This is a genomic window from Clostridiales bacterium, assembly GCA_018333995.1.
Lineage (GTDB): Bacteria > Actinomycetota > Coriobacteriia > Anaerosomatales > SLCP01 > JAGXSG01.
Genome location: JAGXSG010000032.1, coordinates 1 through 24,196, shown reverse-complemented (window position 1 = coordinate 24,196; position 24,196 = coordinate 1). Strand labels below are relative to the sequence as shown.

Here is a 24,196-nt window from a genome sequence, read left to right as displayed (position 1 = left end):
CATCGCCCGCTAGCATCCCGTAGCATCTCACGGACGGCCATTGCCGGTGCCCGGACGGACGCGGGCATGGGTATCTTCAGAGTAGTCCGACCAACAAGGAGGTTCACTATGAAACTCATCATCAAAGGTCGTCGCATGGCGGTCACTGACGCGATTCATACCTATGCCGAGGAGAAGATTGGCCGGGTCAGCAAGATCCTTGACGGTGATCATATGACCACCGAGGTTGAGCTTTTCGTCGAGAAGAACCCGTCGATAGAGAAGAGTCAGGTCGCGGAAGTCACCGTCTGGACAAAGGGGCCTATCATCCGGGCGAGGGAGGCCGCGCCGGACATGTATGCGGCAATCGATCTCGTCTCAGAAAAGCTTGAGAGGCAGTTTCGCAAGTACAAGGGCAAGATGAAGGATCGTCACTCGGCGAAGGCACCGATGCCACCGATGCCGGAGGCGGCTTCGCTCGCCGATGAACAGCCAGAGCCCGCGATCGTCAAGAGCAAAGTTCTCGAGATCAAGCCCATGACCCCCGAAGAGGCGATGCTGCAGCTCGAACTGCTCGGCCACGACTTCTTCGTTTTCACATCCGCCGAGACTGACACGGTCAACGTATTGTACCGGCGTCATGATGGTGACTACGGCCTTATCGAGCCACGAGTTGGATAGGAGTTCCGCAGCGTACTTGAGCGTTTCGTGTTGACAGGGTGATTTCACCAGACATACAGTAGGTGCTGACCTCCGAGGGTCATGCTCACGCCGACGCTAGACGCAAACATTACTTCGAAGCAAGGGGCGGCACGTGGGTCAGCGGATAGCGGACTTCGCAGTAGAGGAGATTGAATCCTCGCTCGGCCAGATCGCCGAGGTGACTGCGGCCAGGGTCGTCGCATCTCCAGATGGAGGAATCCTCGAGATACACGTGCTTTCGACGACTCTGAAGTCGCCCAAACAGCTCGTGCGCGACATCGAATCTACCCTGATGGCAGGGTTCAACATCGCGGTTGACCACAAGAAGATCTCGATCGCTCAACTGGGCGGTGACACGTCGGCCGCTTCTGATGAGGCGCCGGTGCCCGGTCGCGACGAGCAAGGCGCGCGGCCACGGATACACGCGATAAACGCATCGGTTAGTGGTCTTTACTCTGACGCCGCCGTGACGCTTGAAGTTGGGGGAGAGCTGTATGACGGTCGCGCGTCAGCGCCGTCGAGCCAGACGGGCAGGCAGCGGATCATCGCACAGGCGACGCTCAATGCGGTGAGTATGGTCACAAACGGAAGTCATACATTCGCCCTCGAAGATGTCGCCATCATCCGGCTCGGTCGCGAAGAAGTGGCCGTATCGTGCGTGACGATTGTCTCCCCACTCGGTGAGCAGTCGTTTACGGGGTCGGCAATGGTGCGGCAGAACGAGAAGGATTCGATCGTCAGGGCAACCCTTGACGCGATCAATCGGCGAATGGGCTTTTTGACAACGGCATAGCTGCGACAGGACTGACGTCTTGACCGCCGACACGAACACTGTACGCGAAGACCCGAGCGGAGCGGACAGCGTTCTTCCATCACCAGCGGGATGGCAGAAGACCGGTTTTCCTCAACGAGAAAGGTCTTCTTACAATGAAGCGCATCATCATTCTCCTGAGCTCCCTCTCGATGATACTCATTGCCGGCGGCGCGAACTTCAGGCTTCGCTAGTCATCACGGTCTGTTTCTACGCGCAGTCAGTTGAGTTGGCGAAGGGCATTGCTCATGAGTGAGCGTGCCCTTCGCCTGTTCAGGCGGTATTCGATCGCGGTGGCCGCTCTAGGTGTCGCCTGCTTCGCCGTGTCCCTGTTCCTGATGCCATTGCCGTGGCACTCGTCCCTTCTGCTGCTCGCAGCCGCCGCTGTCCTTGCCGAGAATGCCGCGTTGGTGTTGTCACGCGGACTGGTGGCGTCACTCGCGTTTCCGTTGTCAGTTGCCGCTAACGTCATGCTGGGGCCATCCGCGGCAGGTCTGGTGGCCCTTTGCTCAGCTGCGAATCTTGACGACGTCAGGCAACGCACATCACCCCTTGTAGTAGCGTTCAATACCGGACAGGTTGTGCTGGCTCATGTAGGATCCGGGTGGCTCTATCTTGTGGTCGGCGGCAGGCCCCTGTGGAGCGAACCGCACGGCGCCCAGCCGTTCGCATCAGGTGACTTTCCAGAAGTCATACTGCCGCTCTTCGCGCTAGGTGTCTTTGCCTCGGTGGCGAATGCGTTCTTGGTGGTGTTGGGATATACGATCAGGAGCGGTTCATCACTGTCTTCAGTGTGGGATCGGCATATGGGCGCGTTGTTTCCCATGCAGTTGTCACTGACGGTAGTGGGCGTGTCGATAGCACAGGTCATGGCGGTGCACGTGGCCGGTCTCGCGCTGTTCTTGTTCCCCCTTCTTGTCTCACGTCAGGTATACGAGAGATACGCCGCGCTGAAGCGATCCTACCTTGACACCGTACGATCACTAGTTGCCGCTCTTGAAGCCAAGGACCCGTATACGGCCGGCCATTCAGAACGGGTCGCACAATACTCATCCGCGATCGCCAAGTCACTTGGATTGTCTGATAAGCGTGCGGAGCAGCTTGAGCTTGCCGCACAACTCCACGATCTCGGCAAAGTAGGAATACCGAACGAGATTCTGTCAAAACCCGGCCGTCTGACGACTGCGGAGTTCGATCTCGTCAGACAGCATCCCGTGGTCGGCGCGGATCTGGTTGACAACGTTCACGGATTCGCCGATCTCGTTCCGGCCATCCGCTATCATCACGAGCGCTATGACGGTCAGGGCTACTGCGCTGGACTCTCTGGTTTGGAGATTCCGCTAGAGGCAAGAATTCTCGCGGTTGCCGATAGTTTCGACGCGATGACGTCGTCAAGGGCATACCGTGCCGCTATGTCGATCGAAGAGGCCCTGGCTGAGCTGACGCGGTGCGCAGGGAGTCAGTATGACCCGCTCGTCGTGGAGCACTTCCTCACGAGCTGGTCATCGGTACGGCCGGAGGTTTCATCGTGAGGTCCGCAAAGCTTAGAACCGCAGTGGTGAGGGTAGCGCAAGTCGCGGTGATCTTTCTCGCCCTGCCTGTGACGACGGTGCTGTCGGTGGAACCGTGGGCGCTCCATCAGGATTGGCAGGGAGTCCTTCAATTCCTGCTAGTGATAACGGTGTTGAACTTGTTTGACGTGTACTTGCCGCATGGCGGGAGCGTCGACGTCGACACTCCGTTGGTTATCGCGTCACTGTACTTGTTCGGACCGATGGCAACTCTAGCCATCGTTGTGTTATCTCGATGTGTCGCGTCGGCGGTGCGAAGTGGCCGGGCCGGTCTTGGGGAGCTGATCCATGTACTTGCCAAGCGGGCCGCGGCGATCATCGCGGCGACCGTCATGATCCGGATGCTGTCCTCGTCACCTCTCTCCCTGCCCGGTCCATACGTTGAAGTCGCAGGGCTTGGAGCCGTATTTGTCACGGTTCAGTTGCTTGTGGGCCAGCTTGAGCATGTGATCGTACGAGGCGACTCGTTATTGCGTGCGCTACGAAGCAACATCGCCCTACAGGGCTTGATTCTCGTGGCCGGCGTGTCCGTCGCAGTGCTCACCGTGCTCATATACGACCAGATGGGCGCCTGGGCCCTCGTTGTGACACTCTTCTTGGTAGCGGCTATGCGGCAGTCGTTCGCACTCCTTCTGGATGTGAGGAGGTCATACCAGACGACTATCGAGACGCTTATCAGCGCCATGGAGATTCAAAGTCCGGAACAGCGAGGTCAGGGCGAGCGCACAGCCAGGCTCGCGCGAATCGCGGCGGGAGAGTATGGTTGGGTTGGCAAGCGTGTTGAGCAGATGAGCTACGCCGCATTGCTCCTTCACTACGGACTGTCGTTTCATCGCAGGGAACCGGGGAGCGAGAGTCTTGCCGCAACACCACTGTCTGAAGTTGAGTTTCTGGAGCCGGTTCAGCCGATTTTGGGACTGGTGCGCGATGAGTCAGGGTTCGAGGAGCATAGTGCAGGCGATCTGGTCTCCGCGTACCTGGTCTCACGGGCATTCGCTCACGAACAGGGCTATGAGCTCAGCGCGACGTTGCGCATCGGAAACATGATGAGTCACGGGGAGCGCAAGAGGGCTGACGCTGCTTTCACGCGGGCGATAGCGAAAGTCGCAGTGCTGTGATACTTGCCGTTGCGGTAATTTTTGCCCTGCTCGCTGTTGTGGCGCTCGGGGGCAGTTTCAGCTCGCTACGATCAGCGCGCCTTCAGCATGAAGTCTGGCTACCTGTGGGTGTAGGGGTACAGGTGCTGGGTCCAAGACTGTCACCGGAATCCCCCTTTGTGGCCGCGCTCACCTGGGTGCTCGGTGGGTTGATTGTGATTGCCGTCTCGTTTGCTAACCGCAGGGTCTTTGGATTTTGGCTTGTCGGGCTCGGTGTTATGTGCAACGCGGCCGTGATCCTCTTAAACGGAGGCATGCCTGTATCGGTGGCCGCACTTGGCTACCTCGGCGTCTACGATTCGGGGGAGCTGTTCTCGACAGTCAACCCGATGTACCATCCCGCCGATGCTGGCAGTGTGCTTACGGTGCTTGCGGACGTGCTGCCGATTCCCGGACCTGCCCTGATGCGCACGGTGGTGAGTCTTGGTGACGTGCTTCTCATGGTTGGAGTGGTCAGCGTGATTCTTGAGATGAGCGGCGCCTCCGGGCGTTTTGGAAGATTTTCACGAACAGGGATGCGCGCGCAGGGTCAGTGAGCATATAATCCTGATCAAGAGGGTCCGTCGTGCAAAAACTTTCGAGCAAAGGCTATCAGCTATGCACTTAGACTGATACTGTGTCAGCGTGCCCCTCAGGAGGCCTAGGAAATTCGGAGGATTCATGACGACTTCGAGACTGGGCCGATTCGAGGGCGCTCCTCGATTTGGCCCCTGGTTGCCTCGCCGGAGGTTGATTGACGCGTTTGAGAGGTTGCAGCCGAGCGGCATATTTGTCTGTGCGCCATCGGGCTACGGGAAGACGTACCTGGCCGCCCAGTACGCACACATGAATGAGTTTGATGCGGTGATATGGGTGTCGTGCGGCTCTCGCGCTCTCACCGGCGGCGCCGTGCTATCCCAGTTGATCTCCGCGACGATAGACCACTCCAAGAGCCGGTTCCCGGCAAAGTTCGCTCTTCCTCCGATGCAGTCCCCTGCAAGTGATCTGCTTGTCATATTGCGTGACGCGTTCCGTCACGGGTGGATTTCTCAAAACACATGCTTCGTTCTCGATGACCTATGCCTTGCGGGTGCCGGTGCCGAGATATCTCTTCTCTTGCACCTTGTTGAGCAGGAAAGCGAGGACTCGGTGTTGCTCGTGACATCCAGGGGGGATGACAGGATGTCAGGGGAAGGCGGGTCTGGACTGGGCTCCGGGTTTTTTGAGGTTGGGATCGCCGATCTACGAATGACGCAAGAAGAGTCGATGGCGCTAGTCGGACTGCTCGTCGGCTCAGATGAGCACGACGCCCAGTTGGAGCAAGTCGCCAGGCAGGGCATGGGCCACGTGGCGCTCCTCTCGGTCCTTGCTAAACGGTTGGCGTTAGGTTCGGTTGGGCGCCCTCGCGGAGATACTGATCTCAGCGCTTTACTGCTTCGCCTCGCTGATCACCAATCGGGTGCTTCGACGCATGAACTTTTGTACGCCCTTGCCCTGATGGGAAATCTTTCTTCCGCGGAGTCGAAGAAGTTGGGTCTCGAACTCGATCTGGGGTGCGCTGAAGCGATATCGGATCGAATCCCGCTTGTCACCGTTGTCGCAACGGGGCTGGGTGGCTCGTTTGTACTGACGGCACATGCTTTAGCACAGGAGGTCTTTGGATCAAGACGGTTCAGGTCACTGCTGAACTCCGTCACGGATGCTCGTATTCGCGACGGATGCGTTTCACTGCTCGAAGCTCGCGGAGATTTCGACAGGGTGATCGAGCTGCTCTTTTTGGATCAGAGTACTGAGCGTTGTCTCGACTGGCTTGAGGTCAATGGTTCGGCGATGGTCAGAAATGGTCTTCGTTTGCCTCTCAAGGCCGCACTTGACGCAATTTCGATGGAGCTGCTCGTCACCAGGCCAAGCCTTCTCTTGCTCTCTGCCGAGATCGACTTGGACACGTATGACCGGCAGGCAAGTCTTGTCAAAGCGACCGCTGCCCAAGGTATCGCTGAGTGCGAAGGCGACCTGCAGGCAAGCGCCCAGGCCTTGATGCTGATTGCGCGAAACTACATGGATGATAGCTCGCCTCTGCGAGCAGCCGAGACATTCGAGAAGCTGCTATCACTGCCAGAGACGGCGGTATCACGCGAGCTTGAGGCGACAGCGGTCGCGTTCATGACCACCTTCAGCGCGTTGCTGCTTGATGAGAGCGCCTACACTGCGGCGTTGACTCGCGCGAGGGAGCGCTTAGACGATATGGCCTCGTGCCCCGAGACCACCGCCCGGCTGCTCTCGCAAATCGGCACGGCGAGTTTCCTTATGGGCAATATCTTCGAGGCGAGAGTGCACCTGCAGCAGGCCTATGCGCTCTCGGGAGTATCGACTGGACTCCGGGCGATGATTGTTGGCAACTACGCAACAATGCTCGCAGAGACGGGAAGCGCCGAGTACGCTCTCGAAGTGATTAATGAAGCTCTGGAAATCACCCGTGATTGCGGACTCGATCTGTGTCACGCGACGTATAGCGCAGCCATGGGAACCATCCAGTTCGGGTTGACCGGCGAAAGCCGCTACCTGGAGTTCAGTGCGCAATCCGCCGCTCGGCTTGCGGCTGCGGGTGATCGCGTCGCCGAGGTGCTCGTGCGTCTTCAGCGCGTGATGATGTTGAGGGCGCAGGACAGAGTATCCGAGGCGGTTGTCGAGATCGAACGTTCGCTTGAGCGCGACGTCACATCGGAATCCCCCTATCTTCGGTGTTTCGTGGATACGGAGTTGGCGGCGTGCCTTCTGTGCATTGACGATCTGGTAGAGGCTGAGGCTCGTACAGTGCGGACAAGGGAGATATGCACTCAAGAGCGTGGCGCGCAGCACCTGCTGCGAGCGGAACTTGTCCTCGCTGAGATTGCCCGTCGCAAAGGCATGATGGACGAAGCGTTGGTTTGCGTCTCTAGGCAAAAAGACTATCTCCTGTCCGGTAACGCCAACTGGCTTGTTGGGATGTACGCGCGATCGTTTCCGCATCTCCTGGGCATGATCGCTTCTGTTCTGGGGCCCGATCGAATCCCGGCGCACATGTTGAAAATGCTGGTCGGGCACCATATTGAGGATTCGCTTTCGGCAGCGAGGGAGCACCTGGAAGAGGACGCGTGGCGCGTTCTCGCGAGGCGGGTTCTTGGAGATGGAGAAAGCCAGGCCCGGATCGAGGCACTCGCCACCGCTCCGATCTGCAGGGTACGCCTCTTCGGCGGTTTCGAGCTGACCGTTGGATCCCGCCGTGTTTCTGAGCGTGAGTGGGCGAAGCGTAAAGCCCGCTTGCTGTTCGCGACCCTGGTATTGAAAGAAGGCCGAGAGACACCGCGTGAGCAACTCTATGAGCACCTGTGGCCTGAGATGGACGAGACGAGCTCGCGCAACAACTTCTACGTCATCTGGAGTTCGATGAAGGCGGTGCTCTCACCGGGGCTCGGCAAGAGCACGCCGTGCCCGTATATGAGCAGCACAGGGGGCGTGTGCCGGTCGAATCCGGATCTCGTCCGCTCCGACACCCAGGAGTTCGACGAGTTGTATCGCGAGGCACGCAAAGCCAGGGGTGACGGTGATGTGGAGGGGGCGGTGTCGGCGTTTGAGCGTCTCGCCGAGATATACCGGGGCGAGCTCTTGCCTGGCGACATTTACGAAGAGTGGTTCGTCGAGGACCGCGATCGATACCGTCATGATTTCGGCGACGCGATGCTTGCCGCCGGCGATATGCTCGCCGCCAAAGGAGACTCCGCAGGAGCATCGCGTCTGCTTCGAAAGGCGATAGGCGCTGATCCATGGAGGGAAGACCTCTACCAGGCGATCCTGCGGTTGCAGATCGCGGCTGGACAGCGGTCCGCCGCGGTAGAGACGTACTTCTCGTGCCGATCGAGGCTCGTTGAGGATCTGGGTCTCGACCCATCCGCCGAGACGGTCCGGCTCTATGAGCAAGTGTTGTCAATGGAGGACTGCGCCACGGAAGGCGAGTTTCGGTAAGACCTGGGTAAGACTCCCCTGATACGGTGGTTTCGGACGCAGGGCGCGCGCCTTGCGGACAGCGGATCGAGGGGGTTGCTCGGCTCTCCAGAGCGGAGCGAAGCGGTTGAGCGACGTTGCCCGGCGGTGAGGAGAGGGAGACTCCTGAGGGGCATCGGTAGGGCAAGTGTCGGCCTGCCGAGTCGGGCGGGCCCAGCCGATCCGTGTACATCGAGGGGCCGACGTGAGCGTTGTCGGCCCCTCTTCCTTGCGCCGGGGTGCAGGTTGCATCGGTGTTACCGGTTCGACACGTGCCCTGCCCAAAACGGGGCACTGGCTGTGCTAGAATCTGTGTGCTTCAGGCCCCCTCCAAGTCTCATCCCACGTTATGTGGAAGGTGTATACATGGCTAGCATCCTCGCCAGACTGTTTACGATGGGCGAAGGCCGTCAACTCAGACAGTTCGAGACGGTCGCCGCTCAGATTAACGCTCTCGAACCCGACCTTGAGCGGTTGTCCGATGCGGAGATTCGCGCGCGTACGCAGGAGTTTCGTTCCCGTGTCAGCGCGGGTGCCGCACTCGACGAACTCTTGCCCGAAGCGTTTGCCACATGCCGGGAAGCCGCTCGCCGCTCGCTCGGCATGCGCCACTTCGACGTACAACTCATCGGTGGCATGGTGCTCGACTCTGGGCAGATCGCCGAGATGAAGACGGGCGAAGGTAAGACGCTCGTCGCGACACTCGCCGCGTACCTCAACGCACTAGCCGGTAATGGTGTTCACATCGTGACGGTCAACGATTACCTTGCGAAACGTGACAGTGAGTGGATGGGACAAGTATACCGGTTCCTCGGCATGGAGGTCGGTCTCATCCAGGCGCAGATGGAGCCCGCACGGCGCAAGCCAGCGTATGAGGCGGACATCACGTACGGTACCAACTCGGAGTTCGGTTTCGATTACCTGCGTGACAACATGGTTGTCAGACCCGAGAACCGGGTGCAGCGAGGTCGCCATTTCGCCATCGTCGACGAAGTCGACTCGATTCTCATCGACGAGGCAAGGACGCCGCTCATCATCTCGGGCGCGGGCACCAAGTCCGCCGATACGTACAAGCAGTTTGCACGGGTGGTGCCACGGCTTCGTCCTGACGTCGATTTCGAACTTGATGAAGCCAAGCGAACGGTTGCTCCTACTGAGGAAGGCATCAACAAGATCGAGCAAGCCATCGGCATCGAGAACATCTACGATGACCCGAGCGGCAAGCTGGTCAACCACCTCCAGCAAGCGCTCAAGGCGCAGTTTCTCTTCAAGAAGGACGTTGATTACGTCGTCAAGGATGGCGAAGTAATGATCGTCGACGAGTTCACTGGCCGCCTGATGTACGGTCGCCGTTACTCGGAAGGCTTGCACCAGGCCATCGAGGCAAAGGAAAAGCAGCACGTCCGTGAGGAGAACCAGACCCTCGCGACGATCACGCTGCAAAACTACTTCCGCATGTACGAGAAGCTTGCCGGAATGACCGGCACCGCGGTGACCGAGGACTCCGAGTTCCGTGAGATTTACAAGTTGCCGGTCATGGTGGTGCCTACCAACATGCCAATGGTTCGCGATGATCGCGACGATTTGATCTACCGCACGGTTGAGGCGAAATTCTCCGCAGTCGCAGATGAGATAGCCGAGCGCAACCGTGTCGGACAACCGTGTCTCGTTGGCACGATATCGATCGAGAACTCAGAGCGCCTCTCTCGGCTTCTGGCGAAACAAGGCATTAAGCATGAGGTACTCAACGCGAAACACCATGAGCGTGAGGCTCAAATCATCGCGCAGGCCGGAAGACTCCGCTCGGTCACGATAGCCACCAACATGGCTGGCCGAGGAACCGACATCATACTTGGCGGGAATCCCGAGTACTTAGTTGATGAGGTATTGCGAGAGCGAGGAGTTCAGCCGGAGGACGCGAGCGATGAGCAGCGCGCTGATGCGCTGCGCGCCGCCAAGACGATCACCGCCGCGGAGCACGACCAGGTGGTCGCCGCGGGCGGTCTGGCGGTTATCGGCACCGAGCGTCACGACTCCCGCCGAATCGACAACCAGCTTCGGGGCCGCTCAGGACGCCAAGGTGACCCGGGGTTGTCGCAGTTCTACCTGTCACTCGGCGATGATCTGATGCGCCTGTTTGGCGGTGACCGGATGGATCGCATCTCGCGGTTCATGGAGAAGACCGACATTCCAGACGACATGCCGATACAGGCGGGGCTCGTGAGTAAGGCCATTGAGAGCGCCCAGCGTCAGGTTGAAGCGATGAACTTCGCTGCTCGCAAGCACGTCTTGGAATACGACGACGTCATGAACAAGCAGCGTGAGGTGATCTACCAGGAGCGCAACCGGATCCTGGACGGCAAGGACATCCACGGCAGGGTTGAGGAGATGGTGCGCGAGGTCGTGCTAGCCGGCGTGCTCGAGTACTGCCCCGAGGCGGCGTACGCCGAGGAGTGGGAGTGGGACGGGATGGCCACGTGGTACCGGGACCTCACCGGGGTCGACACCGCGCTGCGCCACAAGGGTGTGATCGAGAATCCCCACGAGCTTGCCGAGGAGCTGATCGAGGAGGCGCTCGCCGTCTTCCAGGCGAGAGAGGTTGATCTTGGTCCGGAGAACCTGCGTGAGCTCGAGCGGCAGGTGATGTTGCGCGTCATCGACACACGCTGGATGGAGCATCTCCTTGAGATGGATTACCTCAAAGATGGCATTGGCTTGAGGGCCATGGGGCAGCGTGATCCTCTCGTCGAGTACAAGAACGAGGCCTATCACATGTTCACCGCGCTCGTGGCGAGCATCAACGAGGACTTTCTGCGGACTCTCTTCCGCATCCAGGTGATGCGCCCGCTCGAGCAGATAGCGGATGACTCGGCGGTTAGGGACGTTTCGTACTCGGCTCCATCGGAGTCGACGATCTTCTCTGGCGCGGCACAGGCGGCCGCGATGGCCGCGGGCCCCGCTGGTCCTTCACCGGACGCCATAGCGGCGGCAAGCGCCGCGGCCGGAGGCGGCGCCAAGGTCGCCACGGTGGTCAAGGACAAGGAGGATCCGTACGCGAACGTGGGCCGTAACGATCCTTGTCCGTGCGGGAGCGGAAAGAAATACAAGAAGTGCCACGGGGCGAACGCATAGATGATCCAGGACCGCACACATGAGATTGCGACCCTGCGGGAACGGGTCACCACGATGGCGGAGTACCTCAACATCGACGCGAAGCGCGCTGATGTCGTGAAACTCGAGGCGCGCGCCGCGGAGCCTGGATTCTGGGACGACCAAAACGAGGCGCAGGGTGTCATGGCGCGCGCCTCGGAGCTTCGCGAGGAGGTCAAGACGTACGAGGATCTTCTCGCCGCGGTGGAAGACGCGCAGGCCGCTAACGAGCTGGCGCTCTCCGAAGGTGACCGGGAGATGGCCGCCGAGGTGGACCGGGCGATCGCCGGTGTCGAGCGAGACATGGTGTCCCTCGAGGTTTCATCGTGGTTCACCGGCGAGTTTGATTCCGGCGACGCGATCGTGACGATCACTCCTGGGCAAGGCGGCCTCGAAGCTCAAGACTGGAGCGAGATGCTGCTCAAGATGTATCTCAAGTACGCCGAGTCGAAGCGCTGGAAGATCGATATACACGACGCGCCGGAAGGCGTGGAACTCGGGATCGACCGTGCCGTGTTCACGGTACATGGACGCAACGCATACGGTATGTTCTCGGCGGAGGCCGGTGTGCATCGACTCGTGCGGATCAGTCCTACAGACGAAAAGAAACGAAGGCAGACGACTTTCGCTGGCGTAGAGGTCTTGCCGGTACTGCCCCAAGATATCGAGGTCGACGTGCGCGACGAGGATATCCGCGTAGATGTCTACCGTTCCAGCGGGCCCGGCGGGCAGTCGGTGAACACGACCGACTCGGCGGTTCGGATAACACACATCCCCACGGGCACCGTCGTCACATGCCAAAACGAGAAGAGTCAAACTAAGAACAAAGAAACAGCGATGACGATCTTAAGATCGCGTCTGTACGAGATCGAGGAGCAGAAGCGTCGCGAGGAACTCGAGACGCTTCGCGGCGAGAAGCGTGACATCACCTTTGGCAGCCAGATCCGCAGCTACGTGCTGTACCCGTATCAGATGGTGAAGGATCACAGAACCGAGATCGAGACCGGCAATGTCGATGCCGTTCTCGATGGGAGCCTCGACGGGTTCGTCGTTGGCTATCACCGATGGCGCGTCGGCAGAGAGCAGCGTGTGGCCGCAGGGTCCGGATCGTGACCGCGTTGCGGCGCACGACAGCGCGGGTTGGAGCATCGTAGAGTGGTTCCCGCACTCGATCGCATGCACCCTGGGCGAGTTCTCAAGCATCGGCCGGTCCGCGATTACACGTGGATGACGGCAGGCCTGGTTCTGACGGCATGGGCGCTCAACGCGTTTCTCATTCCAAACAAGCTCGCTGCGGGCGGGGTGTCAGGTCTTGCCACCGTCATCCACTACGCTGTGCTCGAATCGGGTATCGCTCTTCCGATCGGGATGATGATGCTCGTCATGAACGCTGGCCTGTTGGTGTTCGCGCTGCGTGTGCGCGGCTGGCGGTACGCGGCCAAGACGATCTACGGAATCGTAGTGCTGTCTGTGTGCGTCGATCTGCTCGCGCCGGTCACACCGCACCTCGCCAAGAGTGATTACCTGCTCGCAGCGCTCTACGGCGGCGCCCTCACTGGGTTGGGCATAGGGATGGTGTTCAAGGCGGGTGGCAATACCGGCGGGACGGATATCGTCGCGCAGCTGTTGTCGCGCAGGATCTCTCTCGGTCAGGGTCAACTGCTACTTGCCGTCGACGCGTTCGTCATTATGTTGGCGGCGCTCCAATTCGGCCCCGAACTGGCCTTGTACGGTGCCGTCGCCGTGTTCGTGATGGGTTCGACCATCGATTTGGTCCTTGAGGGCGTGTCAGTTGAGAAGGCGGCATTCATCATTTCGGAGCACTCGGGGCGTATCGGGGAGGCGATCTTGCACGAGATGGGCAGGGGCGCAACAGCGATCGCGGCCCGCGGCATGTACTCTGGCACTCCGCGGGAGATGATCTTCGTGGTCGTCTCTCGTAAGGAGATCGACACGCTAAAGCAGCTCGTAAACAACATCGATCGTGGAGCGATGCTCATCATCTCCGATGTGCATGAGACGATTGGTGAGGGCTTCAAAGAGATGGGAGTCTAATGAGTGCGCGCACCATCGACCGTGCACGGGTGATTGCGGCCGCCACTCGCATGCGGATCGACATCGTCGAGATGATCGCCGCTGCGGGATCGGGTCATCCAGGCGGTTCACTCTCGGCGGCGGACATCGTTGCCACGTTGTACTTCGGCCTGCTAAAGCATGACCCGGCACAGCCTGGCGACCCTGATCGTGATCGTTTCGTGCTCTCGAAAGGCCACGCGGCGCCAGTGCTTTACGCGGCGCTTGCCGAGGCGGGCTACTTTGGGCGCGAGCATCTAGGTACGCTTCGAGCACTCGGCTCTATGCTTCAGGGTCATCCCGACAGCAAGAAGACTCCGGGTGTAGAGATATCTACGGGATCACTCGGGCAGGGGCTGTCCGTCGCATGCGGCATCGCGCTCGGTCTTCGCGGCGGGTCAGCAGACGCCCGTACCGTTTACTGTCTTCTCGGCGATGGGGAGTGCCAGGAAGGGCAGGTCTGGGAGGCCGCGATGTTCGCGGCGCACTACCGCCTCGGCAACCTTGTCGCGATTGTGGATCACAACGGACTCCAGATCGATGGCGCCTGTAGTGAAGTCATGTGCCTCGGCACGATTGCCGATAAGTTCGCAGCGTTTGGCTGGGAGGTGGACGAGTGCGACGGGCACGACATCGACGCCATCGTGACGGCGCTCACGCGCGTTCGCCGCGATCCGGTTCGTCCCGGTGCGCTCATCGCCCATACAGTAAAAGGCAGGGGTGTGTCGTTCATGGAGGGTGACGCTGGATGGCACGGTAGGGCGCCCACACCCGAGCAGGCTCAGGCGGCGATCGAGGAGCTTACTGCCGCCGCTGTTCAGAAAGGAGCGAACCTGTGAGCGGCCGGGCGACACGGGAGGCGTTTGGGGAGACGCTCGTCGAACTGGCGGCTGAGGGACTCAACGTGGCCGCCGTGGAGGCTGATCTCTCAAAGTCGACTACCACGGCGACGTTTGCCGATTCGTTCCCGGAGAGGTTCTATAACGCTGGCGTCGCGGAGCAAAACATGATCGGCGTCGCTTCAGGTCTCGCGGTAGCGGGCAACGTAGTGTTCACGGGCTCGTTCGCGGTCTTTGCGACCGGCCGGGCGTACGATCAGGTTCGAAACACCGTGTGTTACTCGGCCCTCAACGTCAAGCTGGCACCGACCCACTCAGGTGTCACGGTGGGTCCGGACGGCGGAAGCCACCAGATGCTCGAAGACATCGCCCTCATGCGGGTTCTCCCTGGCATGCGCGTACTCGTCCCTGCCGACTACCATGCCGCGCGAGCCGCCTTGAGGCTCGCGGCACGGACGCCCGGTCCATTCTATGTCCGTCTCGGCAGGGCGGCGGTGCCCCTCATTCATCCGGAGGGCTTCGAGCTTGAGCTCGGTCGCGCCTACGTCCTGCGCGAAGGTTCGGACATCACCCTGGCGGCGTGCGGCGTGATGGTTGCCGAGGCGCTTGCGGCAGCCGCTCAGCTCGCCGAAGACGGCGTGAGTGCGGAGGTGATCGACGTTACGAGCGTCAAACCGATCGATGCCGCCACGATAGTCGCATCCGCGCGCAAGACGGGGGCGGTGGTCACGTGCGAGGAGCACTCGGTGGTTGGTGGGCTCGGCTCGGCGGTGTGTGAGCTGCTTTCCGAGAGCGCACCGGTTCCCGTTCGCAGAGTAGGCGTGCGGGATGTGTTTGGGACGTCGGGTGAGCCGAGGGATCTGATGGTCCATTTTGGGCTTACCGGTTCAGATATCGCATCTGAGGCGCGCGCGATTTTGGATGCGCGTGCTCCGTGAGGCTTTGGACGGTGATTGTGACCTTCTCGTGTAGTGACCGTCCGGCCCAGCCCACTTGGCCTCGTGTCTGCTAAGATGTGCCGTCGGGACGTGAGCCGTACGCCCACACGAATGGCAAGGAGCTTTTATGATTACCATGCGCAACGTCAGCAAGAGCTACAACGCTGACCGGCCTGCGCTTCACGATGTTGATGTGGAAATCGAACAGGGCGAGTTCGTGTTCCTGGTCGGACACTCCGGTTCAGGCAAGTCCACGTTTATCCGCTTGCTCCAGCGTGAGCTGCTGCCCACAAGGGGCCAGATCATCGTTGCCGGGCAAGACGTCGTAAAGCTCAAGAGCTGGAAGGTGCCCTATCTGCGACGCAATATCGGGTGCGTGTTTCAGGACTTCAAACTGCTCCCCAACAAGACCTCCTATGAGAACGTGGCGTTCGCGCTCGAGGTCATCGGCAAGTCGAGGCACGTGATCAGGACCCAGGTGCCCGAGGTGTTGCGGCTTGTCGGGCTTGAGGACAAGGTGGGGTCGTACCCTGATGAGCTTTCCGGTGGCGAGCAGCAGCGCGTCTCGATCGCGCGCGCGTTTGTCAACAGACCCCCGATCCTGCTTGCCGATGAGCCCACAGGGAACCTCGATCCGGCGACGTCGCTGGGAATCATGAGTCTGTTCAACCGCATCAACAAGACGGGGACGACGGTTCTTGTCGCCACCCACGATCGGGAGATGGTCGACTCGATGCGCAAGCGCGTGATCGCCCTCGAGAACGGAAGTGTCGTCCGCGACCAGCATCGAGGAGTCTACGGTTATGGCGATTAACGTTGGCTACTTTATTCGGGAGTCGGTGACCAACTTCCGGCGTAACTGGGTCATGAGTCTGGGCGCGGTCATAACCATCTACCTGTCGCTCCTCCTTGTCGGCGTATCGATGCTCACGGGATACATAATGTCCGGCATCGTGCGTGACGTAGAGAGCAAGGTGTCCATACAGATTTTCCTCAAAGATGGCGCCGCCACTGAAGACGTTGAGGCGCTACAGGCGTGGTTGCTCAGCGATGAACTTATCGATGCGGTCGATTACGTATCGAAGGAAGAAGCGCTCGAACGCTTCAAGGAGGAGTACGCCAGCAGTCCAGCGATGATCGACTCGCTACGCGACAACCCGTTGCCAGCGTCCCTCGATGTCACTCTCAAGGATCCGCGCACCGTGCAAGAGATGGTGTCGCGCATCAAGGCACAGGAACTCTTCATGAAGGTGTGCGACCGGCCCGACGAGCCCGATCAGTCGCTCAAGTACGGCGAGCAGATAGTTGACCGCCTCTTCGCGCTGACGCGCATGGTGCGAATCATCGGTGGGGTGTTCGTGGCGATGCTCGGCGCCGTGAGCCTCATCTTCATCAACAACACCATCCGCTTGGCGATCTACGCACGGCGCAAGGAGATCGCGATCATGAGGTTGGTGGGCGCGTCGAACTCATTCATTCGGGCACCGTTTCTGCTTGAAGGTGTATTGCAAAGCCTCATAGGCGCCGCGCTCGCCATTGGGACAATCCTGCTCATGCGTGCCGCGGTCATGCCGCGCCTTCAAGAATCGCTTCCGTTCTTGCCGTTCGAGATCGGCGCCGTGACGATACTGCAGTTCTCTGCGGTGCTCGTGGGAGCCGGGATCCTGATCGGCCTCATCGGTTCCGGATTCGCTTTGCGCCGCTACCTCAGAGTCTAGTCCACCCTCGCGTTAGAGACGGTCACTATCATGAATCGCGCAACCATTGCTGGAGCTTCAGTCATCGCCCTACTTCTGCTAGCAGCCGCGTTCATCGGCGGCATCGTGTTCTCGCAGGCAGTGGGTTATCAGGGTGCGTTCAGGAAGATTCCTGAGCCCAGGCCGAGCGTGGCCCAGCACGTGAGTGAAGCCGCCCGGATACTGAGCCGCCAGGCGTTGATGCCCGCCACTGACACCTCGATGACAGCCGGCGCCATCCAGGGCATCCTCGATTCACTCGACGACCCATACGCACTCTACTTCGACGAGGAGCACTTCAAGTTCTTCAACGAGCACACTGAGGGCGACTTCGGCGGTATCGGCGTCAACATCTCCGAGCGCGACGGGGAAGTGCTCGTTGTCTCGGTCATTGAGGGAACGCCCGCCGAAAAGGCCGGTGTCCAAGCAGACGACGTGTTCGTGAGCATCGACGGCGTGAAGCGGGAACGCTGGACGAGTGATGAGGTGGTCAAGCGAGTACGCGGAGAGGAAGGCACGACCGTCAAGATCGGTGTGCGGCGTGAGGGCGCGGAGAAGGTCATATACTTCACCATCGAGCGGGCGATGATTGAGATTCCCAACGTCATGTCGCGCGTGATCGACGGGGAGATTGGCTACGTTCGGCTCCTCACGTTCAATCAGCGCTCGGCCGATGTTCTTGCCGAGGAGATCGAGGGGCTTAAAGCTGAGGGCGTGCGGGCGTTCATCATCGACGTCAGGGACAATCCCGGAGGACTGCTCGACTCATCGGTCGATGTCGCGTCGCTGTTCGTGCAGGAAGGCCCCATCGTGCTCGTTGAGGAGCGCGACAGCCCCCGGTATGAGCACCACGCGAGCGGACGGTTCATCACAGACGCGCCGCTCGTCTTGCTTGTGAACGAGAATTCGGCGTCCGCGAGCGAAGTGCTCGCCGGCGCGCTTCAGGACTACGATCGCGCGGTGATTGTGGGCATGAAGACCTTTGGCAAGGGAAGTGTGCAGACGATCGAGGAACTAAGCTTTGGCGGTGCGATGAAGTTCACGATCGCCCACTACCTGACCCCTCACGGGCGGAACATTGACGCCGAGGGCATTGAGCCCGACATCGTGGTGGAGATGGAACCAGAGGTCCAGTCGGATGAGGCTAACGACATCCAGCTGCAACGCGCCATCGAGGAGGCGAAGAGGCAGCTTCCCTAGAGGGTGCCGTGTCGTGCGCAACCTGTGCCGCGCGTGTGAGAGGCGGAGCGCCGTGCCGAGCGATCACCGAGCGAACAGCGTAGCGTCAGTCGTCGTCTTCCTCGTCATCGGCGCCGACGAAGCTGGACAGCTCGAACTCCGACTCTTCGATGAGCCGCATCTGACCGACCGTGATTCCAGGCGTTTCGGCGTCTCGAACGGCGAGCAAGCGCAACACAGCGCCGTCACCGTGGAGACGGACGGAGCACAAGTCGTCCTCGATGGTCTCGAACTCCAGGTAGCGGAAACTCGACACGTTCAGGAACAGGCACCCGTTCACGGCCATGGTCGCCGATTCGCTGTCCGCCATGATCTTGACGAGGGTAGCCTCGCCTTCGGCAACCACATCGTCGTCGATCGAGTAGGAGAAGAACACAGATTCCAGCGTCTCAAGTACGCGGATCATGTCGCGGGGACTCGCCACGATTCCGCTGCCGATAAAGCAGGGGGCGAGCGGTCGATTGTGTCGCATGAAACTCTCCAAGTCAGATGGTGAAGCAGGAGCATACATCGATAGCGCGACACGGTCAAAACGAACCACAGGCCCAACGCGCTGAGGCCGGGTAAGGTAGAAAGCGTGTCGGGTTGACGGAAGGAGCGCGCGTGGCTCGTTTGAAGCGAATGAAGAAGGTCCGCAGTGGCGGGCTCGTGATTGGCCGCATCACCATCAATCGGCGCGGGTACGGTTTCGTTGAAGCCGAGGAGGGCGACATCTACGTGGCCGCTCGCGACGTCGGCGGCGCGATGCACCGGGACGTTGTGGGAGTCAAGGTGGGCGTGACTCGCGGACGGCACGGGGCCTCGGGGGCGGTTATGAAGGTCATCGAACGAGCGAACACGACCGTGGTTGGCCGGTTTGAACGCCACGGGCGGCTGGGCATCGTGGTGCCCACCGACCCACGCATCCGTACCGAGGTCTTCGTTCCAGCTCGTGAGACAGCAGATGCCTCAGACGGGGACATCGTCGTCACTCGGCTGACCGCGTACCCGTCCCGTCGAAACGCTGCGCAAGGCGTGGTCGAGGAGGTTCTTGGCCGTGAGGGCGAGCCCGGCATCGACATCGAAGTCATCATCCGCGGACACGCACTGGCGACCTCGTTCGCCCGCGAGGCGCTCGATGAGGCGGAAGCGACTCGAATCGACATAGAGTCTGCGCTGGCGCCAGGTGGCAGAAAAGACCTCCGCGACATCTTCACCATCACGATCGACCCTGCCGACGCGCGCGATTTCGATGACGCGATCAGCGTAGAACGTGTCGACGGCGAGGTGCGTCTCGGGGTTCATATCGCCGATGTGTCCCATTACGTGCCGTGGGACTCGGCGCTCGACGCTGAGGCTCGCCGTCGCGCGACGAGCGTCTACCTTGTCGACCGGGTCTTGCCGATGCTCCCCGAGCGAATCTCAAACGAGATCTGCTCGCTCAAGCCCGGTGAGGACCGCCTCGCGTTCTCGGTCATCATGGATATTTCCAACGGTGGCCACGTCGAGGCGTACACGCTGACCCCTTCGGTGATCCGTTCGGATCGCCGCTTCGACTACGACACGGTGCAGTCGTGGCTCGACGGGGTCGCTGCGTATCCCGACGCGGAAAGCGAGCGGCTCATCGGCGAGTTCGTTCGCCTCGCCCGTTTGATCGGTAAGAACCGTCAAGCGCGAGGAGGGCTCGATTTCGAGACTGTGGAGGCCAAGGTCATCCTCGCCGAGGACAACGTTACCCCGGTCGAGGTGCGGGTCCGCCAGCGGACCGAAGCTACCAATATGATCGAGGAGGCGATGATTCTCGCCAACGAGGTGGTCGCGGGACACATGACCCGGGCGGAAGCACCGATGGTCTACAGAATCCACGAGAATCCCGATCCGGATGCGCTCGCGCAGGTTGCGGTCATCCTGAAGGAGTTCGACTATCCGATCAAAGACGTGCACGGCGCGTCGCCTGTGACGTTCCAAAAGATCATCGCGTACGCCCACGACCGTCCGGAGAAGCTCCTGATCAACGCACTCATGCTGAGAGCTTTGCAGCGTGCGCGCTACGTCAACTACCTGGACTCCCACTTTGGCCTGGCAAGCAACGCGTACACCCACTTCACGAGTCCGATCCGCCGCTATCCCGACCTCATCGTCCACCGGCTGCTCAAAGCGCAGCTGGCGGGTGAGCTCGATCGCGACCCCGCTGCCTTGCTTGCGCCAGAGCTCGAATGGCTTGCTGAGCACTGCTCGGAGATGGAGCGTGAGGCCGAGGCGGCCGAGGACGAGTCGGTTCGCATCAAGCTCGCGCAGCTGATGGCGGCACGGATCGGCGAGGAGTTCGACGGCATCATCACAGGAGTCCACTCATTTGGTTTGTTTGTCCAACTCGACAACACGGCGGAGGGCCTCGTCCATGTCTCAATGATGGACGACGACTACTACCACCTCGACCCCGAGCGGTTCATGCTCATCGGCGAAAAGCACGAGCGGGGATTTCGTCTCGGCGAGAGAATCCGCGTGCGTCTCGTCGACGTGAACGTTGCTGAGGGCCGCATCGATCTCGAACCTGCGTCTTCACGCCGCCATGCGCCGGCACGAACCAAAGCGTCACAGCACAAAGGGCGCGCGTGACACGGTTGACAAACAGCGCCGCTGATCAGGCCAAGGCTTACACTCGCCGAGGTGATCGCGGGCCGGTCTCCCTCTACGTCCACGTGCCGTTCTGTGTGCGCAAGTGTGCCTACTGCGACTTTCATTCGGGAGCGATTTCGGCGCAAGAGCCGGGGCTGCTCGCGCATTATGGCTGGGCTGTCAGTGAGGCGGTGGCTCACTGGAGCGAGCTCGCCGTTCTCGAAGACGTGCTTTCGGTCTACATCGGCGGAGGCACCCCGACAGCGCTCGGGGACGGTCTGGTCGATTTAGTCACGGCGGTGCTGGGGACGTGCAAGTCTCGGGGCGACGTGGAGGTGACTGTCGAGACTAATCCCGATACGACAGACTCAGCCCTGATCGCACGCCTTGTGGATGCGGGCGTCAACAGGTTCTCGGTGGGCGTCCAGAGTCTCGACGACGCTGTGCTCGAGATGCTGGGGCGTTGTCACGACGCGGCGGCGGCGGAAAGCGCGGTGCGGGCGTGCATGGCGACCGGTGCACGCGTCTCGCTCGATCTCATGTGCGGAGTTCCGGGTCAGTCGCAAGCTTCGTGGCTGTCAACGGTCAAGCGGGCAGTAGGATTTGGTGTTGGGCACGTGAGCGTCTACCCGTTGATCGTTGAGGATGACACGCCGCTCGCGCGGCGTATTCGTGCTGGTCACATGGTTTCTCCGGAGCCGGACGCGGCGGCAGAGATGATGGAGCTGGCTCACTCGGAACTTACGGCGCACGGTCTTGAGCGCTACGAGGTGGCGAGTTACGCGCGTCCTGGCCAGCGGTGCATCCACAATGTCGGTTACTGGAACGGCCGTCCCTACATAGGTATTGGACCCTCGTCATCAAGCATGCTCCCCGTGGAGATGTTTCTGGCCGCCGCCGCGTGCCGGTCGTGGACCGATCCGCTCGTCGCCGGTGTCGGGAGGGTTGTTGACGCCGTGCCGCACGATACCGCGCGGGTTCGCTTCACACGAGCCGCCGACACCGTCGCCTTTGTCCGGTTCCCCGCCGGAGCGCCCGAAGAGATCGAGTACTTACGCGGCAGGGAGGCCGCTCGAGAAGACGCCATGCTCGGTCTTCGCCTTGCTGAAGGGATCGAATGCTCTCTGGCCGAAGAGGCGGGCGTTGCGGCGGTTCTCGCGCGGATGGTCGGGACGGGGCTGGTCGAAGCGGTCGATGACGGTGAGCGGCGATATCGGCTTACGGATGCGGGGTGGTTGCTCGGCAATGAGGTATTCGCCGAGGTGTGGAACGCGGACAGCTGAGCGGACACGCGCACACCGCGCACGTTCATCCCGGTAGGGCTTGTGGCATCTGGGCTTCCGTGGCAGTACACTGAGCCTTCCACATATGGTATGCGTCCAGGAGGATCATCTATGCGTCCAGAGTCCCTTGCGTTCTTCAAGCAACTTGTCGAGGCGCCGTCGCCATCCGGATACGAGCAGCCAGCGGCACGCGTCTTCCGCGAGTACGTGAGTGAGTTCGCGGACGAGGTCACGACCAACGTCATGGGCTCGGTGCACGCGCTCTTGCGCGGTTCGGACGCTCAGCGTGATGCTCGCAGGGTGAGCATCATGCTCGCCGGTCATATCGACGAGATCGGCCTCATGGTCACCTACATCACCGCCGAGGGGTTCATCGCGTTCCAGCAGATTGGTGGCGTCGATGAGGCGATCATGCCGGGAAGCCGGGTGCGCGTGCACACGCGTGACGGCGCGCTTCTCGGGGTTTTGGGCCGGATGCCGATACACCTGCTCGAAGAAGACGAGCGCAAACAGGTTGCCAAGACCCACAAGCTCTTCATCGACCTCGGGATGAGCGCGGAACGCGTGACGGAGGTTGTAAGGGTGGGCGACCCGGTGACCTTTGACGTTGGTTTCGAGGAGTTTGGCGAGGGAATGGTCGTGTCTCGTGCGTTCGACGACAAGATGGGCGCGTTCATCTGTGCCGAGGTCATGCGTGAGGTCCGAACACGGGGTGATGTGCGAGTAGACCTGGTCGCTGCGGGAACCGTTCAGGAGGAAATCGGATTGCGAGGCGGTGTTACGAGCGCCTACGGCGTCGATCCGACCATAGGGATTGCGATTGAAGTCGGTCACGCGACGGACTACCCGGATGTCGACAAACGCAAGCACGGTGAAGCGGTCTGCGGAAAGGGCCCGATTATCAGCCGCGGCGCGAACATCAACCCGCGACTTTTCGCGCTTCTCGTCGAAGCGGCCGAACGTGCCGGCGTGCCCCACCAGTTCGACGGGCAGCCGCGCGCGACCGGTACCGACGCGAGCGCGATTCAGCTGGCCAGGGGCGGCAAAGCGACCGCTCTTGTGAGCGTACCGCTACGCTACATGCACACGCCGGTAGAGGTGCTCGCGCTCGCGGATGTCGAGGCGGCGATAGCGATCCTCACTGAGTTTGTGTGCTCGCTCGACCCGGACACCGATTTCACGCCCTAGGGCGGTCGAGTGATGGCCGGGCGCACCGAAAAGATCATCGCCACAAACAAAAAGGCGTACCACGACTACTTCATCGACGAGACGTTCGAGGCGGGCATCGAGCTCACGGGTACTGAGGTCAAGTCGCTGCGTCAGAACAAGGCTACCCTGCGCGACGCTTTCGCGCTCATCCGGCGCGGGGAGGCGTGGCTCCACCATGTGCATATCTCGGCGTATAGCCACGGTAATCGGGAAAACGTCGATCCCGACCGGGTGCGCAAGCTGTTGCTCCATAAGAAAGAGATCCGCTACCTGATCGGCAAGACTGCCGAGAAGGGCGCGACGATCGTTCCGCTCAAGATCTACTTTTCGGCGCGCAATCTCGTGAAGGTCGAACTCGGACTGGCTCGCGGCAAGAAGTTGCATGACAAGCGGCAGTCGATTGCCGAGCGCGACCACAAGCGTGACGTGCAGCGCGAACTGAGGGAGCGTCAGAAAGGATAGCGCCACGCGTCCTCGCGGCGGCCGCGTTGTGTCCTCTTCGGCACGGAGCTTGCACGACACGGGTATACTGACGAAGCGGTCACACGGCAACCGCGCCACGGGCACCTTGACAGCGCTGGAACACGTGCCCACTCAACCGTGGGGGCGACTGGTTTCGACACGATAGTTCTGAGGGAAGAAGCAGGTCGAGGTCTCCTCGCCTCGTTAAACAGGGGTAAGACGCCAATAAGCGTCAACAATGATCTTGCACTCGCTGCCTAAATAGAGCAGCGACGCCGCCCGGTGTGTGTCTCCGACACCGGCCCCGGCGCCACTAAGGAGACTTACCGAAGCGGAGCCTGATGGCGCTTTGCAAGGGACACTCAAGCCGTCTAGGAAGGGACTCGCGGGTCACCGTGCGACGTCCCGACCGAATGCTAATCGGTGACTGAGCCTGGAGATGCTTCCCAG

At 60.8% G+C, this 24,196-nt stretch carries 19 protein-coding genes and 1 other RNA gene; 19 read left to right on the top strand and 1 reads right to left on the bottom strand.

The features are described 5' to 3' along the window. Positions 1 to 108 precede the first annotated feature (108 nt). The 14 genes from raiA (at position 109) to KGZ40_09095 (ending at position 18,155) form a co-directional block, all read left to right on the top strand. Positions 109 to 660, top strand: a complete 552-nt coding sequence (raiA, locus tag KGZ40_09160) for a ribosome-associated translation inhibitor RaiA (GenBank protein MBS3957674.1) — start codon at positions 109 to 111, stop codon at positions 658 to 660. Positions 661 to 793: 133 nt separating this feature from the next. Further along, complete coding sequence (locus KGZ40_09155) at positions 794 to 1,474, top strand: hypothetical protein (protein ID MBS3957673.1); 681 nt, start codon at positions 794 to 796, stop codon at positions 1,472 to 1,474. Between the two features lie 266 nt (positions 1,475 to 1,740). Continuing rightward, the gene (locus KGZ40_09150) at positions 1,741 to 3,024 is read left to right on the top strand and encodes an HD-GYP domain-containing protein (GenBank protein ID MBS3957672.1); all 1,284 of its coding nucleotides are present in this window, start codon (positions 1,741 to 1,743) and stop codon (positions 3,022 to 3,024) included. Beyond that, on the top strand, positions 3,021 to 4,181 hold the full coding sequence (locus tag KGZ40_09145; GenBank protein ID MBS3957671.1) for a hypothetical protein: 1,161 nt from the start codon (positions 3,021 to 3,023) through the stop codon (positions 4,179 to 4,181). The genes KGZ40_09150 and KGZ40_09145 overlap by 4 nt, the downstream gene beginning before the upstream one ends. Beyond that, positions 4,178 to 4,756, top strand: coding sequence for a DUF5317 domain-containing protein (locus KGZ40_09140; protein MBS3957670.1), 579 nt, complete (start codon positions 4,178 to 4,180; stop codon positions 4,754 to 4,756). The genes KGZ40_09145 and KGZ40_09140 overlap by 4 nt, the downstream gene beginning before the upstream one ends. 124 nt (positions 4,757 to 4,880) lie before the next feature. Continuing rightward, positions 4,881 to 8,201, top strand: coding sequence for a hypothetical protein (locus KGZ40_09135; protein ID MBS3957669.1), 3,321 nt, complete (start codon positions 4,881 to 4,883; stop codon positions 8,199 to 8,201). Positions 8,202 to 8,585: 384 nt separating this feature from the next. Next, positions 8,586 to 11,351: a preprotein translocase subunit SecA gene (gene secA, locus KGZ40_09130; GenBank protein MBS3957668.1), complete on the top strand. Its 2,766-nt coding sequence runs from the start codon at positions 8,586 to 8,588 to the stop codon at positions 11,349 to 11,351. Continuing rightward, entirely contained in the window at positions 11,352 to 12,482 is a 1,131-nt protein-coding gene (gene prfB, locus KGZ40_09125; GenBank protein ID MBS3957667.1) for a peptide chain release factor 2, read from the top strand. Between the two features lie 42 nt (positions 12,483 to 12,524). Continuing rightward, positions 12,525 to 13,424, top strand: a complete 900-nt coding sequence (locus KGZ40_09120) for a YitT family protein (protein ID MBS3957666.1) — start codon at positions 12,525 to 12,527, stop codon at positions 13,422 to 13,424. After that, positions 13,424 to 14,281 (top strand): transketolase, encoded by an 858-nt coding sequence (locus KGZ40_09115; GenBank protein ID MBS3957665.1) that lies wholly within the window; start codon positions 13,424 to 13,426, stop codon positions 14,279 to 14,281. The genes KGZ40_09120 and KGZ40_09115 overlap by 1 nt, the downstream gene beginning before the upstream one ends. After that, complete coding sequence (locus tag KGZ40_09110; GenBank protein ID MBS3957664.1) at positions 14,278 to 15,219, top strand: transketolase family protein; 942 nt, start codon at positions 14,278 to 14,280, stop codon at positions 15,217 to 15,219. The genes KGZ40_09115 and KGZ40_09110 overlap by 4 nt, the downstream gene beginning before the upstream one ends. Positions 15,220 to 15,346: 127 nt before the next feature. Next, positions 15,347 to 16,033 (top strand): cell division ATP-binding protein FtsE, encoded by a 687-nt coding sequence (ftsE, locus tag KGZ40_09105; protein ID MBS3957663.1) that lies wholly within the window; start codon positions 15,347 to 15,349, stop codon positions 16,031 to 16,033. Beyond that, a complete protein-coding gene (ftsX, locus tag KGZ40_09100) occupies positions 16,023 to 16,937 on the top strand; it encodes a permease-like cell division protein FtsX (GenBank protein MBS3957662.1) in 915 nt (304 codons plus the stop codon). The genes ftsE and ftsX overlap by 11 nt, the downstream gene beginning before the upstream one ends. A gap of 30 nt (positions 16,938 to 16,967) precedes the next feature. Then, positions 16,968 to 18,155, top strand: coding sequence for a S41 family peptidase (locus KGZ40_09095; protein ID MBS3957661.1), 1,188 nt, complete (start codon positions 16,968 to 16,970; stop codon positions 18,153 to 18,155). Positions 18,156 to 18,240: 85 nt separating this feature from the next. Here KGZ40_09095 and KGZ40_09090 read toward each other — a convergent pair whose 3' ends face one another. Next, positions 18,241 to 18,666 (bottom strand): hypothetical protein, encoded by a 426-nt coding sequence (locus tag KGZ40_09090; GenBank protein MBS3957660.1) that lies wholly within the window; start codon positions 18,664 to 18,666, stop codon positions 18,241 to 18,243. 131 nt (positions 18,667 to 18,797) lie between these two features. Here KGZ40_09090 and rnr point away from each other — a divergent pair, with 131 nt between their 5' ends. From rnr to ssrA, 5 genes are all read left to right on the top strand, one after another. Further along, positions 18,798 to 20,792, top strand: coding sequence for a ribonuclease R (gene rnr / locus KGZ40_09085; protein MBS3957659.1), 1,995 nt, complete (start codon positions 18,798 to 18,800; stop codon positions 20,790 to 20,792). Beyond that, complete coding sequence (gene hemW, locus KGZ40_09080; GenBank protein MBS3957658.1) at positions 20,789 to 22,075, top strand: radical SAM family heme chaperone HemW; 1,287 nt, start codon at positions 20,789 to 20,791, stop codon at positions 22,073 to 22,075. The genes rnr and hemW overlap by 4 nt, the downstream gene beginning before the upstream one ends. Positions 22,076 to 22,186: 111 nt before the next feature. Continuing rightward, entirely contained in the window at positions 22,187 to 23,263 is a 1,077-nt protein-coding gene (locus tag KGZ40_09075; protein MBS3957657.1) for a M42 family metallopeptidase, read from the top strand. 12 nt (positions 23,264 to 23,275) lie between these two features. After that, positions 23,276 to 23,746, top strand: coding sequence for an SsrA-binding protein SmpB (gene smpB, locus KGZ40_09070; protein MBS3957656.1), 471 nt, complete (start codon positions 23,276 to 23,278; stop codon positions 23,744 to 23,746). Between the two features lie 140 nt (positions 23,747 to 23,886). Continuing rightward, positions 23,887 to 24,196: a transfer-messenger RNA gene (gene ssrA / locus KGZ40_09065) on the top strand; the annotation flags it as partial.